The organism is Curvibacter sp. AEP1-3 (genome assembly GCF_002163715.1).
GTDB lineage: Bacteria > Pseudomonadota > Gammaproteobacteria > Burkholderiales > Burkholderiaceae_C > Allorhodoferax.
The window spans coordinates 1,393,753-1,406,442 of sequence record NZ_CP015698.1; the positions used below are offsets into that span (position 1 = coordinate 1,393,753).

A 12,690-nucleotide genomic window follows, 5' to 3' on the forward strand; every position below is an offset into this window, starting at 1 on the left:
TATCGACTGCTCGGCCGTCTTCCCCTTATTTGTTGGCCACTGGAGGGCCATCGAACGCGTTTTTCACGTCATTCAACAAAGCTTCACGGGCAACCGCATCCAATGCGTTATCCATCACATGACCGTCAGAGACCAAGCGGATCAATCCCAAGCCGCGAAGTCTGTCCATAGTCCGGCGTGACATGGAATGCGCCATACCTCCGCTTGACATGAACATGAACAAGGTCCGGTGAGGACTGGCCCAGGACAACTGTGCCCGCACCCACTCGCCTCCCAACGCGAGGTCTACCCAAGAACCTGTACGTAAGTTTTCTGCACCCCAGGCATTCTGGAGCTCCGGGTCCGACACCTCAGGAACGTCTGCCGTCGCAGGCTTGGGCATCTGCATGTGCGTGAGAAATCCCGAATCCTGGGCCTCCATTTCGGCTATCCAGAGCTCGTCGTCCGTCATTTCGGCTGCAGCTTCCACCGCCTCTGGTGCGGTGGTCGGCGCATCTCGTTGAGCTACGTATTTGGCGTTGTCAAAGGCTTGTTCGTGGATGTCAATCAAAGCATCGAAAAACGGGGGAATCCGTTCTTCGGGGTAGTCCACCAGCAACAAGCCCTGACGAATTTTGAGCAGCATCTGGGGGACCAACCCGACCAAACGTGGCCGGTTTTTTCGCACCAGTCGCGGTTGCACGCTCCAGATGAGGTCGTCCACCAACGCCAGGTACCCTTCAGAATCGTCGGTGCCATCAGCAAACTTCAGTTGATATTCGGCCACCACCTGCGCCCAGGGTCCCCGCAAAAATGCCAGCACGATCTCCGGTGCATTCTTGAAGGTCATGCGTTGCGCGAACTCCTGAGCCAAGCGCTGGGCCAACATATTTCGCTGCTCGGCGTGCATCAGTCCCCGAGCAGCCTCTGCAGCCAATTGCTTCTGCTGCTGGTCCTCCTGGGCCCAGCCCTCTTCCAGCTTGCGGACCATACGTTCAAAGGCCTTGGCGTCGCCCCCGCCGCCGGCCAGCACGCTGATGGCGTTGTCCAGCGTCTTCTGAAAGTGAAAATAGCCCGCATCGTCCTCTGACTGAAACGCCAAACTGCGGTGAGTCATGCGGTCCAGAAAAACACGCGCGGGGTGCTTTCGATCGGCAAAGAACCGCGGGTCATGGGCGGAGAGGCGCTGCAATACAGGCTCCATGTTCACGACCGATTGCCGTACGCCTTCGAGCAAACGTCGGTCCTGCATCAGGTTTTCCAACATGAGTCGCACCACTTCCTCGCCCAGCTCTTTGCCCAGTGCCTTGCCTTGAAGTGCTTCGACTTTGGCTCGGGAGGTGGTCGCCAACGTCTTTCCGCTGTCTGAATCCACACGACTTGCGCGTTGCGACAAACGCTTGAGCATGGGCTCCACCAGCTTCATATCTTCCAGCGCCACAAATGAGGCAGGCACGGTATGGGTGAAGTCGGCATTTCCTGCCACCATGGGGCGCGGGTCCAACTCTCCAGACAGCAAGCGACGGAGCTTATCCAGGGTCAACAGACTGCGGGTGACCGCTGTTTCGACCGGCTTCGCCGGAGCACCAAAAGGATTGGACGACGGCGCGTAGGCAGCTACGGGCTCCACACCGTGGGACTTGAGCCACTCCACCAGCTCCTTGTACATATTATTCAGCGCCGCACCCAGGATGCCGGCAGCAGGGGCCATAACAGCCGATCGGGTTTCGTCATCCGGCAAGACCTGTCCGAATGCCTCTCTCAGGGCATGCACAAAAGCCTCCGGCTTCAGCGGATTCAGATGCGCCTGCACGCTGGCCCAGCCCATCAGGCTGCTCACCAATGCATTGAGCGCCGGCAGTACGGCCTCCACCGAGCGATTTACCTCTTGCTCCGTGACCGCCAGTTCGATGTTGGCGTCAATTTGTTCTTCTTCCAAAAACTGGAAGTCATCAAAACGAACTTGACTGATCTGGGGCTTGCGGAAGGAGCCCCCTCCGTACACCGCGCTACGCAGCTCAACACGGAACACCGCCTTGGCTTCGGCGCACTGGGCGTTCAGCCGGTCTACCGCAGCTTGGCGAACCGGGTGCAAACGGGCGTGCAAGGTGTTGCCACCGGCCACCGCCAACATAAGTTGCAAACCTTCCAGCACGTCCTCCAGCAAAGCATCGCTTTGCTCAAGCACCGCCTCAATACACGTGGATAAAGACGGCTTGTCATCGCCGGGCTCGTGGGCCACGCCCAAGCGTCGCAACAGGTATTTCTTCATCGTGGGCTTATTTTCATCGCCTCGAACGGGCAGCACCAGTGTATTGACAGTTTGTTACCCGTCAGTAAACGCGGCGGACACTTTGTGTCGTTTTCCGGACATTCGGCCAAGCGTGCGACAATACGGTCCATTGCAGCTTTTCAGTTGCCTGCAATACCAGCACCTTGCTGGGGACCCCACGTGACAAGGGCGTCCCACTTTTGAATCCATCTGCCTTTGACTGACTGCTGTGCCGCGTGCCAGCAGAACGGCCGATTCCCAAGCGTCCAGGACGGACGCATTTATCCATGAACTTTGAAGAATTGAAGCTGGCACCTGCCATTGTGAAGGCCGTGCGTGAGCAGGGTTACGAAACGCCCACCGCCATCCAGGCGCAAGCCATTCCATTGGTACTCGAAGGCCACGACCTGCTGGGCGGCGCCCAGACAGGTACCGGCAAGACCGCTGCATTCACCCTGCCCCTGCTGCACCGCCTCTCCATGAGCCGCAGCGCGCAGAACAAATTCGGCGGCACCGGCATCCGCGCCCTTGTGCTGACCCCCACCCGCGAACTCGCCGCCCAAGTAGAAGAGTCGGTGCGCCAGTACGGCAAATACTTGCAACTCAGCTCCACCGTCGTGTTCGGCGGCGTAGGGATGAACCCGCAGATTTCCAAAGTAAAAAAGGGCGTCGACATTCTGGTGGCCACTCCTGGCCGTCTGCTGGATTTGGCCCAACAAGGCATGTTGGACCTGGGCCAAGTGCAAATGCTGGTGCTGGACGAAGCCGACCGCATGTTGGACATGGGCTTCATCCATGACGTGAAAAAAGTGCTGGCCCTGGTGCCCAAAGAAAAGCAAAGCCTGCTGTTCTCTGCGACCTTCAGCGACGAAATCCGCGAGCTGGCCAACGGCCTGCTCAAGAACCCGCAAAGCGTGCAAGTCACTCCGCGCAACACCACGGTGCAGCGCATCACCCAAGTGATCCACCCCGTGGGCCGCGGCAAGAAAAAGGCATTGCTCGCCCACATCATCAACGAGCAAAACTGGAGCCAGGTGCTGGTGTTCACCCGTACCAAGTTCGGTGCCAACAACGTGGCTGAGTTTCTGGAAAAAAACGGCATCACTGCCATGGCGCTGCACGGCAACAAGAGCCAAGCCGCCCGTACCCAGGCCCTGTCCGGCTTCAAGAGCGGCGATGTGCGCGCCTTGGTGGCCACCGACATTGCTGCCCGCGGTATCGACATTGACGACCTGCCGCACGTGGTGAACTACGAAATCCCGAACGTGAGCGAAGACTATGTCCACCGCATCGGCCGCACGGGTCGTGCCGGTGCCGATGGCGCCGCTGTGAACCTGGTGTGCCTGGACGAAGAAGGCTTCATGCAGGACATCGAGCGCTTCACCAAGCAAAAAATCGAAGTCAAGTTGGTCGAGGGATTTGCCCCCGAGCCGGGTGAAAAGGCCGAGCCTATCGCCATGGGCCGCCAGACCATCTGGGGCGGCGCAGGCAAGCCACCCAGCCGTGACGTGATGCAGGCAGCCGCCAAGGCCGCCCGCACCGAAATGCTGCAACGCGTGCGTGACAACAAAGCCGGCCACGGCGGTGGTCGCGGTGGCAATGCTGGCGCGGGTGGTGGCGGTAACGGCGGTGGCCGCGGTGGTCAAGGTGCCCGTGGCAATGGTGGTGGCAATGTCGGCAGCGGCCGAGGCCCTGATCGCGGTGGTGAATTCCAGCCCCCCCGCTCGCAAGGCCCGCGTCCCGCACAAGGCCGTGGCCCGCGCCGTGAAGGCGGCAGCGCCGAGTTCCAGCCGCCTGCAGGCTTCACCCACGAAGGTCGCGCTCCGCGTCCATCCACCGCGCAACCTGACCCCATGCGCACCAGCGTCGATATGATGGCTGGCCGTGGCGCCCGCCGCGGTGGTGGCGGTGGCTTTGGCGGCGGTGGCCGCAGTGGAGGTGGAAATGGCGGCGGATACGGTGGTGGCGGTGGCGGCTTCGGCGGCGGTGGACGCCCGGGTGGCGGTGGTCGCGGGGGCAACGGGCCTCGTGGGCCGCGCGGTCCTGGCGGCTCTTCTAGCCGATAAACACACCAGCGCGGTACACAGTCTGGGGCGGCGCACGCTGCCCTTGACCCACACTAAGCTGACCCAACACATCGTCGACTTTGCGGCGCTCCCTGAGCTGCCGCAAATCGACGATGTTTTTGTTTGTCTGGGCACGACCATCAAGGTGGCCGGCAGCCAGGCCGCGTTCCGCGCGGTGGACTATGACGCCGTTATGGCTGTAGCGCAGATGGGACGTGCGCAGGGCGCTACGAAATTAGGAGTGGTCAGCGCCATGGGCGCGGATGCCAAGTCTGGCGTTTTCTACAACCGCGTCAAAGGCGAAGTGGAAGATGCGATTGCACAGCTGGGCTACACAAGTGTCAGCATCGTGCGCCCTTCCCTCTTGGTGGGTGATCGCGGCCCGCTGAACCAACCCGAGCGACCCGGCGAGCGTATCGGCCTGGTGGTCAGCAAACTGCTCAAGCCACTCATTCCTGCCAACTACCTGCCCGTGCAAGCCGAAGACGTGGCTGCTGGCTTGGTGCAGGCTGTCAAAGCTGGGCAACCTGGTGTGCAACTCATTTTGTCGGGTGCCTTGCAGGGCGCGGCAACCCGCACCGCTGCGACTTAGCCCCGCACAAACAGGGTGACCAAAGGCTGGTCACCCACTTGGCGGCTCCAGTGGCCATGGATGGCCGGGTCAAACGTGGCGCCTTCGGGCAGCAAATCTGCCGAGTAAAAGTGCTGGCCGGGCCCAAACACGCGCGAACTGCCGTGCACCCCGATCTCCATCTGCCCTTGCAAAATAAAGCACCACTGGGTGTGCCCCGAGCAATGGAACTGGCTGCGAAAGCCCACCGGGCTGGTGCGCAACTGGTAGCCGCCCGACGCAAACACTTCTGAGAGCATGGACTGCGGATTGCCCTCGTTCAAAGGAATCGGCTCCTCACGGAACTTGGCGAAGCCGTCGGTGTCGGTGTACAGAATGACTTGAGTGAATGTGCTCATTGTGGGCCTTTGAAAGTTGGCGGGATTATTCACCATGCACAGACAGGGCAAAGGCCCTGATGCACAATTTGCCGCATGCAATTCCTCCACACCATGCTGCGCGTTGGCAACCTTCAACGCTCCATCGATTTCTACACCCAAGTGCTAGGCATGCAATTGCTGCGCACCTCGGAGAACCCGGAATACAAATACAGCCTCGCCTTCCTCGGATTCGATGGCGGCAACCCCGCTCAGGCTGAGATCGAGCTCACCTACAACTGGGGCACCGAAAGCTACGAACTGGGCACCGCCTACGGCCACATCGCCCTGGGCGTGCCCGACGCCTATGCCGCCGTGGAGAAAATCAAAGCCGCCGGCGGCAACGTGACCCGCGAGGCTGGCCCCGTCAAAGGCGGCAGCACAGTGATCGCCTTCGTAACCGATCCGGACGGCTACAAGATCGAACTGATCCAAAAAGCACCAAGAGAAGCAGGTGTAGGCCTGCGTTAACGCAGTACCTCGGCGGCCAATCGCTCCAGATTCTGCTGGTTGGCCGCAGCCACAAAGGTGGCCAGGGCTTGGTAATGCTCTACGGTGTCAAAGGTCTGCCGCCAGCACACTTCGGTACCTTCGCCTGAGGGCTTGAGCTCCAGCGTCAATGTGAAACGGTGGCCGTTCAGGTGCTCTATCTCCCACAAAGCATCCAGCACGATCCTGGAAAACCGGCTTTCATTCGGATAGTCCGTCCCGTCCGGCGCATGCATGGTCAGCACCCAGCTGCCCCCGGGCTGGAAATCAAATGTGTGCATGGTGCTGCTGAAGCCATCCGGGCCCCACCAACGTGCCACCCGATCAGGGCCGCTCATGGCGGCGAATACAGTGGATGGCGATGCAGCGATGAAGTGGCTGCGGATATCAGAACGGTGATCTATGGATTCCATTTCGTGGTCCTGTCGCGTAGAAACCAATAGTTAGGCTGTCGACATGTGCGCCACCCTGGCTGCCAGGGAAAGTAATCGCGGCAGATTCGCTGCACATTTCATAGCTGCCCGCGCAATGAAAATGGGCGCCGGCGCGCCCTTTCTCATCTATCTTTAGGCGGAAGTTACACCATCAGTTGACACCGCGACTGGAGCGGCCGTAACCATGCCCGCGATGGTCTGCGCAATCCCGGTAAGCGATGGATTGTTCAAACCTGCGTCCTTCATGATGGCATCCACAATAGGTTTGGCTACCTGATAGTTCAGCGCTGAATTCACCACTTGTTCAGGCAGGGTAGCGCCTCCGGATCCACAGGACTCGCCACCTCCGGTGTTGCCCCCCATGGGCATGCCATTCACCTGAAACAACCGGATGGAATCAATCTTTTCCAACGGTTTCGATGCGCTGTCGATGATTTGCGGCAAGGCCTGGATGAGTTGCATGCGCACGGCCAAATCAATTTGCGCGGCGCCCAAACGGTTCTTCGCCTCGTTGATGGCCGCGATACCTTCTGCCTCCGCCAATGAGGCAGCCCTCTGCGCATCAGCTTCCACTTTGATGGCTGCGGCCCGGTTCTCGGCGGCTTCCCGCTCAGCCTGTGCCGCCACCTTAACGCCAATCGCCTGCTGCTCAGCAACCTTGGTCGCGTCAATCAGCTGGATGGATTTGTTCCGCTCCGCGATGGCAATTTCACGGGCAGTGTTCACCAACTCCTCTGACTTGACCGCTTCAGACAGGGCCGTGTTCGCCGTAGCGTCCGCTTCGGATTGCTCTTGCGATTTGCGTGCAATGGCAATAGCTGCATCCTGGTTGGCCAGCTCCACCGCTTGGCGTTGCTCGGCTTGTTTGATCTTGGTTTCGCGCTCTGACTCGATCTGCTTCTTTTGAATCACCAGATTTTTGTCAATCTCGGCGCTGTTCACTGTTCGGTCCGCTTCGATTCGCTTTTCCTTGACCAGACGTTCGGCGTTGATGCGCACTTCTTCCGCTTCGCGGTGGCGTTCAGCCTCAATCTTGGCGATTTCTGCAACCTGCACCGCCTTGGCATTAGAAATCTGCTGCTGTTGGGTCAGCACTGCGAATTCCTGCTGCTTGGTGATGTCCAGCTTTTGGCGTTCCGCTTCCAGGTTCTTGGTCCGCACCTGAACCTCTGTATCCTGCTCTATGTCGTTGCGCTGCTTGCGGCGGGCCTCTGTTTCTTCAGTCAAGCGAGTCAAACCTTCGGCATCAAACGCATTGTTGGGATTGAAGAAATTCTTGGCAGTTTGGTCCATATTGGTCAACGAGACGGACTCCAGTTCAAGACCGTTTTTCTCCAGGTCTTCGGCAACTGCGTTTTGAACGGCTTGTACGAAATCACGTCGTTTGTCTTGCAACTCCTGCATGCTCATGGTGGCCGCCGTCGCGCGCAAAGCATCCACAAACTTATCTTCCACGAGCAACTTGAGCTCTTCAGGCGCCATAGTCTTGCGACCTAAAGTCTGGGCGGCAGTACTCACCGATTCAGAAAGTTGCTTGACACGCACAAAGAACGCCGCGGCCACGTCCACCCGCATGCGGTCCAAGGTAATGAGACTGTGTTCGTTCTTGCGGGACACTTCCAGTTTCAAGGTATTCATGTTCACGGGTATCGTCTCGTGAAATATCGGCAACACGATGGCACCGCCATCCATGATGACTTTCTGGCCACCCAAGCCTGTACGCACAAAAGCTGTTTCTTTGGTGGCACGGTTGTAAAGCCGGGCAAACACAATACCCACCACGACCAAGGCAATCAGGACAATACCTGCGGGCAACGCCGTATTGATAAGCAGATCAAAGTTCATAGGTCTCTCTGTTTCTCTCGTTAAAGTAATTGGGGATGGGGGTTGGCAATGCAGGTGAAACCCCTGCTGATCTTTCTCACCAGCACAATGTCAGCGCCCTCATCAAACACCACGTCGTCCAGATCAGGCTCCACCATGACATAGTGGACGTAGCCGTGGGTGTCTCGTACTTTTGCTTCGGCAGCCATGCCACGTCGGGCTACTCCGCGCGCCACAACACCGGCTCGCCCGATCAAACTTTGCTCGCTAACAGCAGTGGTTTCATCACGCGGCGCATATCGGGCCGCAAAACCCCCAACGCCGCGCAAGGTAGACATGCCAACAAACACGGCAGGGATGGATGCAAGCCACGCTGGCAACGCGGAACCCCACATTGCCACGGCAGTGGACTGAACGACATATCCCGCGAGAGAGAATCCCGCCAAAAAAAGAATCAGCAGAACCAGCAGCGGCACGCGCCCCCAGTGCAGCCACCCCAGCACACCCTCAGCACCATCAGGTGCATCCGGCACCAGGTTGTCGACCCACAAAGACGGACTGGTGGCAAACAGCATGCCCAGTCCTTCCAGGACCCCAAGACCGACTACCGTGACCAATGCTGCAGCAAATGGCCAGGTTTCGGGCGCAGTCAATATGCTCATGCTCCTCCCCTTCTTGCTTATTGCGCGGCTTTCAAGGCCGCGAGTCGCTCGTTGATTTTGTTGTCCCGCACCATATCACCGAGTTCTTTCAATTTCGAGGACTGCTCCAGCGTAGCGCCTCGGGTTAAACCCTCAACGCCTGTTTGCCGCAAGATGGTGCGGTCAAATGCATCTTGTGCAGCCTGTACACGCGCCTGGGTATGCAAAGTTTTCACTGCACGGTTGCCTGTCGCAGAACGTGCCTCCTGACGCGAAGCCTCAAAGTCCATGATCACGCGTTGCATCTCCCGCTTCTTGCCCATCAGAGCTTCTACAAAGGCAGACAGCTCTTTCTCCTCATTGCCCAGATTAACCAGACTGGCCTCAAGAATGGGCAGTTGGGCTTCAATATCCAATTGACGTGCCAGTGCTGCCTTGGCGAGCTCGTCCTTGCCTGCGGTGATGGCCGCGCCGATATGCTCAGCCAGCTCAGTGTGCTCATGATTCAAACGCACATGCTGCTGTTGGGTCAGATGCCGGTTGGCGACTGCTACCCCCAGCTCAGTCCGGACCTCCGAGGTAACTTGATCCAGCTCACGGGTTGCTTGATCCAGCATGGCTACCGGGTTGGCGTCCTCCCATTTGTCTAACAGATTGTGGGCGCTCGCGGCGATTACTTTGGCTACACGGCTACTCAGGTTTTGTGACATACGTCCTCCTTGATCAAGTGCTTGAAGTGTTCGGCTGTGGAATCAGGCGGGCAAGCTCCAGCAGCCGCCCGGAGTTCTGCTGTATCACCTGGGGGTCATAAGCGGCTGCCTGAGTTGTCACCGCCTGCCGGAGCAAAGTTTCGGCCAACTGCATGGTGCGCTTGACCAGCACAGACTCCAGGCGCTTGGCCTCCGCCAGACTGTTGGGCTGCGCGGAATGCAGCCCGGCAATCAGCGCAGGAAGATGCTCCATCAACGCAGCCAACACTTCGGAGTGTTGCCCGGTGTGCTGCTCCAACGCAGCAATGTGTTCACGTGTGCCCCGACCCAGATCGCGGTACATCGACAGGGCGCCGATGTAGTCACCGTCACCGTCTTGCATTCGTTTGAGGCTGGCTACCGCCACGCGCATTTTGTCGCTCACTGTGGAAGCCCCCTCCAGCGTCAGACCAGCAAGCCACGCGTACAAGTCATCAGGCAATCGCCCGGATACAGGAACCATGTTGAGCTCCGTTGAAAATGAATGAATTCAATTGTATTCAAATGATTTCTGACGTCAACATTTGATTACCCCACATGATTCTTGGGGATTTTCATTTCTCCATGGCGATGCATTTCGCTACAAACTTCATAGCTACCCGCGCAATAAAAAAGGGCGCCGCAGCGCCCTTTTTTCTTTCAACCACCGTGCGCCTTACTTGCGCAGCGCCTGTGTGTCTTTGGCCAGCTGGGTGATCTTGTCCCACTCGCCCTTGGCCATGGCGTCGGCCGGCACGATCCACGAGCCGCCAACGCACACCACGTTGGGCAGGGCCAAAAACTCGGGCGCATTTTGCAGGGTCACGCCACCGGTGGGGCAGAACTTCACATCAAAAAACGGGCCGCTCCAAGCCTTGAGCATGGCGGGGCCGCCGGCTTGCATGGCGGGGAAGAACTTGAGCTGGGTGAAGCCGTCTTCCTGCGCCATCATGATTTCGCTGCCGGTGGCTACACCGGGCAACAAGGACAGGCCCAAATCACGGCAAGCCTGGCCCACGGCGCTGGTGTAGCCGGGGCTCACCGCAAAGCGGGCGCCCGCGTTGGCGGCGGCTTGCGCATCTGCCTTGCTGCGCACCGTGCCGGCGCCAACCACGGCTTCGGGCACGTCACGGGCAATGGCTTCCATGCAGGCCAGGGCCTGGGGAGTGCGCAGAGTCACTTCCAGCATGCGCACGCCGCCGGCCACCAGGGCGCGGGCCATAGGCACCGCGTGAGCTACATCGTTCAGCACGATGACGGGGATGACGGGCGCGTCCTGCATGACTTGCAGGGCGGTAAAGGCGGGAGCGTTAGACATTGAAAAGTTCCAGATCGACGTTATTAGGGGGGGGTCAGAACCAGGTGCAGGCGCCTTCTTCGGCGGCCAGTGCATTGCGGCGGAAGTTGGCAAATAGTTCGCGGCCCATGCCGATGCCATTAGCAGCACGCAGGGCTTCGGGCATGGTGTCCAAGGGGCGTGCGGCCCACTCGGCGTCGCTCACCAGCACTTGCAGGGTTTCGGCGTTGGCGTCCAGGCGGATGATGTCGCCATCGCGCACCTTGGCCAGCGGGCCACCGGCAGCGGCCTCAGGCGACACGTGGATGGCGGCAGGCACTTTGCCGGAGGCGCCGCTCATGCGGCCATCCGTCACCAGCGCCACGCGATAACCCTTGCCTTGCAGCACGGCCAGGGGCGGGGTGAGCTTGTGCAGCTCAGGCATGCCATTGGCCTGCGGGCCTTGCCAACGCACCACGCAAATCACGTCGTGGTTGAGTTCATCGGCGCTGAAGGCTTTGTGCAGTGCGTCTTGCGAGTCGAACACTCGGCAAGGCGCTTCAATGATGTGGCGGTCGTCCGGCACCGCAGACACCTTGATCACGCTGCGGCCCAGGTTGCCCTTGAGCAACTTGAGGCCACCGCTGGCGCTGAAGGGGCTGCTGGCTGGGCGCACCACGGTCTCGTCCTTGCTGGCACCGGCATCTGCCCACTGCAAGCCGCCATCGGCTTTGGCGGACGGAATGGCGGTGTATTCACGCAGGCCACCGCTGCGTACGGTCAACACATCAGCGTGCATGAAGCCGGCATCCAGCAGCTCGCGAATCACGTAACCGGGGCCGCCTGCCGCCTGGAACTGGTTCACGTCGGCGCTACCGTTGGGGTACACGCGTGTCAGCAAAGGCACCACGTCCGACAGGGACGAGAAGTCATCCCAGTCGATCACGATGCCCGCGGCGCGGGCCACGGCCACCCAGTGGATCAAATGGTTGGTCGAACCGCCGGTAGCCAATAAGGCGACCATGGCGTTCACGATGCAGCGCTCGTCCACCACCTCGCCGATGGGCGCGAAGCGCTTGGCCTTGGTAATGCCCAGCACGGTGCGCACGGCTTCGCGGGTGAGTTCCTGGCGCACACCGTCGCCGGGGTTGATGAAGGCGGTGCCGGGCACATGCAGGCCCATGGCTTCGAGCAGCATCTGGTTGCTGTTGGCCGTGCCGTAGAAGGTGCAAGTGCCTTCGCCGTGGTAGGCGGCGCTTTCGGCGGCCAGCAGCTCGGGGCGGCCGACCAGACCCTGGGCGGCTTTTTCGCGCACCTTGGCTTTTTCGTTGTTGGGCAGGCCCGAAGTCATGGGGCCGGCGGGCACAAACACGGTGGGCAGGTGGCCGAAGTGCAGTGCGCCAATCAGCAAGCCGGGCACGATCTTGTCGCACACGCCCAGCATCAGGGCGGCGTCAAACACATCGTGGCTCAGCGACACGGCAGTAGCCATGGCGATGGCGTCGCGGCTGAACAAGCTCAGCTCCATGCCGGCGGTACCTTGGGTCACGCCGTCGCACATGGCGGGCACACCGCCCGCCACTTGGGCTGTTGCGCCGTGCTTGCGGGCTTCGACCTTGACCAGATCAGGGTAATGCTGCAAGGGCGCGTGGGCGGAAAGCAGGTCGTTATAAGCGTTGACGATGCCGATGTTCGGGCCCTTCTCGGCCACGATCTTGAGCTTGTCCAGTCCGGTGACGCGGGTCTTGTCGGCCTCGGGCATCGCGGCAAAAGCGTGAGCCACGTTGGCACAACCCATGCGGTCGGCACCGGGCTTGCGATCAGCCATCTGCGCGACTTGGGCCAGATACGCGCTGCGGGTGGCCGCGCTGCGCTCCACGATACGGCGGGTCACCGCCTCCACAACAGGGTGCAACGCGACGGGGGTAGAGGTGGTGTCTGGCATATGTTTCTGTAACTAAATTACACATCTGATGGTAACTTGGAAACCCCCA

Annotated in this window: 12 protein-coding genes; 3 read left to right on the forward strand and 9 right to left on the reverse strand. The window is 60.0% G+C overall.

Annotated features, from left to right (window positions below):
* Positions 1–25: 25 nt before the first annotated feature.
* Complete coding sequence (locus AEP_RS06615; RefSeq protein ID WP_087494656.1) at positions 26–2,251, reverse strand: DUF1631 family protein; 2,226 nt, start codon at positions 2,249–2,251, stop codon at positions 26–28.
* A 287-nt stretch (positions 2,252–2,538) separates the two neighbouring features.
* Between AEP_RS06615 and AEP_RS06620 the strand changes: the two genes are divergently transcribed.
* Both AEP_RS06620 and AEP_RS06625 read left to right on the forward strand, forming a co-directional pair.
* Positions 2,539–4,317, forward strand: coding sequence for a DEAD/DEAH box helicase (locus AEP_RS06620; RefSeq protein ID WP_087494657.1), 1,779 nt, complete (start codon positions 2,539–2,541; stop codon positions 4,315–4,317).
* A 43-nt stretch (positions 4,318–4,360) separates the two neighbouring features.
* A complete protein-coding gene (locus tag AEP_RS06625) occupies positions 4,361–4,909 on the forward strand; it encodes an epimerase (RefSeq protein WP_232459950.1) in 549 nt (182 codons plus the stop codon).
* Here the strand turns inward: AEP_RS06625 and AEP_RS06630 are convergent.
* Positions 4,906–5,286 (reverse strand): hypothetical protein, encoded by a 381-nt coding sequence (locus tag AEP_RS06630; RefSeq protein ID WP_087494658.1) that lies wholly within the window; start codon positions 5,284–5,286, stop codon positions 4,906–4,908. The genes AEP_RS06625 and AEP_RS06630 overlap by 4 nt on opposite strands.
* Before the next feature lie 75 nt (positions 5,287–5,361).
* On the opposite strand from AEP_RS06630, the gene gloA reads away from it, so the two are divergent.
* On the forward strand, positions 5,362–5,775 hold the full coding sequence (gene gloA / locus AEP_RS06635) for a lactoylglutathione lyase (RefSeq protein WP_087494659.1): 414 nt from the start codon (positions 5,362–5,364) through the stop codon (positions 5,773–5,775).
* On the opposite strand, the gene AEP_RS06640 is transcribed toward gloA, so the two are convergent.
* The 7 genes from AEP_RS06640 to edd all read right to left on the reverse strand — a co-directional run bounded on the left by AEP_RS06640 (position 5,772) and on the right by edd (position 12,641).
* Positions 5,772–6,206, reverse strand: a complete 435-nt coding sequence (locus AEP_RS06640) for an SRPBCC domain-containing protein (protein WP_087494660.1) — start codon at positions 6,204–6,206, stop codon at positions 5,772–5,774. The genes gloA and AEP_RS06640 overlap by 4 nt on opposite strands.
* A 153-nt stretch (positions 6,207–6,359) precedes the next feature.
* Entirely contained in the window at positions 6,360–8,072 is a 1,713-nt protein-coding gene (locus AEP_RS06645) for a flotillin family protein (RefSeq protein WP_087494661.1), read from the reverse strand.
* Positions 8,073–8,092: 20 nt separating this feature from the next.
* Positions 8,093–8,713 carry a YqiJ family protein gene (locus AEP_RS06650; protein WP_087494662.1) on the reverse strand — a complete coding sequence of 207 codons (621 nt, stop codon included), beginning with the start codon at positions 8,711–8,713 and terminating at the stop codon, positions 8,093–8,095.
* Positions 8,714–8,730: 17 nt separating this feature from the next.
* Positions 8,731–9,402, reverse strand: coding sequence for a PspA/IM30 family protein (locus AEP_RS06655; protein WP_087494663.1), 672 nt, complete (start codon positions 9,400–9,402; stop codon positions 8,731–8,733).
* Between the two features lie 13 nt (positions 9,403–9,415).
* On the reverse strand, positions 9,416–9,904 hold the full coding sequence (locus AEP_RS06660; RefSeq protein ID WP_087494664.1) for a hypothetical protein: 489 nt from the start codon (positions 9,902–9,904) through the stop codon (positions 9,416–9,418).
* Between the two features lie 192 nt (positions 9,905–10,096).
* The gene (gene eda / locus AEP_RS06665) at positions 10,097–10,738 is read right to left on the reverse strand and encodes a bifunctional 4-hydroxy-2-oxoglutarate aldolase/2-dehydro-3-deoxy-phosphogluconate aldolase (protein ID WP_087494665.1); all 642 of its coding nucleotides are present in this window, start codon (positions 10,736–10,738) and stop codon (positions 10,097–10,099) included.
* A gap of 34 nt (positions 10,739–10,772) precedes the next feature.
* Positions 10,773–12,641, reverse strand: a complete 1,869-nt coding sequence (edd, locus tag AEP_RS06670; protein ID WP_087494666.1) for a phosphogluconate dehydratase — start codon at positions 12,639–12,641, stop codon at positions 10,773–10,775.
* Positions 12,642–12,690: the final 49 nt, after the last annotated feature.

Excerpts from the sequence above, each read along its gene's own strand:
- AEP_RS06620 (WP_087494657.1), top strand. The coding sequence starts at position 2,539 with ATGAACTTTGAAGAATTGAAGCTGGCACCTGCCATTGTGAAGGCCGTG.
- eda (WP_087494665.1), bottom strand. The coding sequence starts at position 10,738 with ATGTCTAACGCTCCCGCCTTTACCGCCCTGCAAGTCATGCAGGACGCG.
- AEP_RS06640 (WP_087494660.1), bottom strand. The coding sequence starts at position 6,206 with ATGGAATCCATAGATCACCGTTCTGATATCCGCAGCCACTTCATCGCT.
- AEP_RS06615 (WP_087494656.1), bottom strand. The coding sequence starts at position 2,251 with ATGAAGAAATACCTGTTGCGACGCTTGGGCGTGGCCCACGAGCCCGGC.
- AEP_RS06630 (WP_087494658.1), bottom strand. The coding sequence starts at position 5,286 with ATGAGCACATTCACTCAAGTCATTCTGTACACCGACACCGACGGCTTC.
- AEP_RS06645 (WP_087494661.1), bottom strand. The coding sequence starts at position 8,072 with ATGAACTTTGATCTGCTTATCAATACGGCGTTGCCCGCAGGTATTGTC.
- AEP_RS06660 (WP_087494664.1), bottom strand. The coding sequence starts at position 9,904 with ATGGTTCCTGTATCCGGGCGATTGCCTGATGACTTGTACGCGTGGCTT.
- edd (WP_087494666.1), bottom strand. The coding sequence starts at position 12,641 with ATGCCAGACACCACCTCTACCCCCGTCGCGTTGCACCCTGTTGTGGAG.
- AEP_RS06650 (WP_087494662.1), bottom strand. The coding sequence starts at position 8,713 with ATGAGCATATTGACTGCGCCCGAAACCTGGCCATTTGCTGCAGCATTG.
- AEP_RS06655 (WP_087494663.1), bottom strand. The coding sequence starts at position 9,402 with ATGTCACAAAACCTGAGTAGCCGTGTAGCCAAAGTAATCGCCGCGAGC.
- gloA (WP_087494659.1), top strand. The coding sequence starts at position 5,362 with ATGCAATTCCTCCACACCATGCTGCGCGTTGGCAACCTTCAACGCTCC.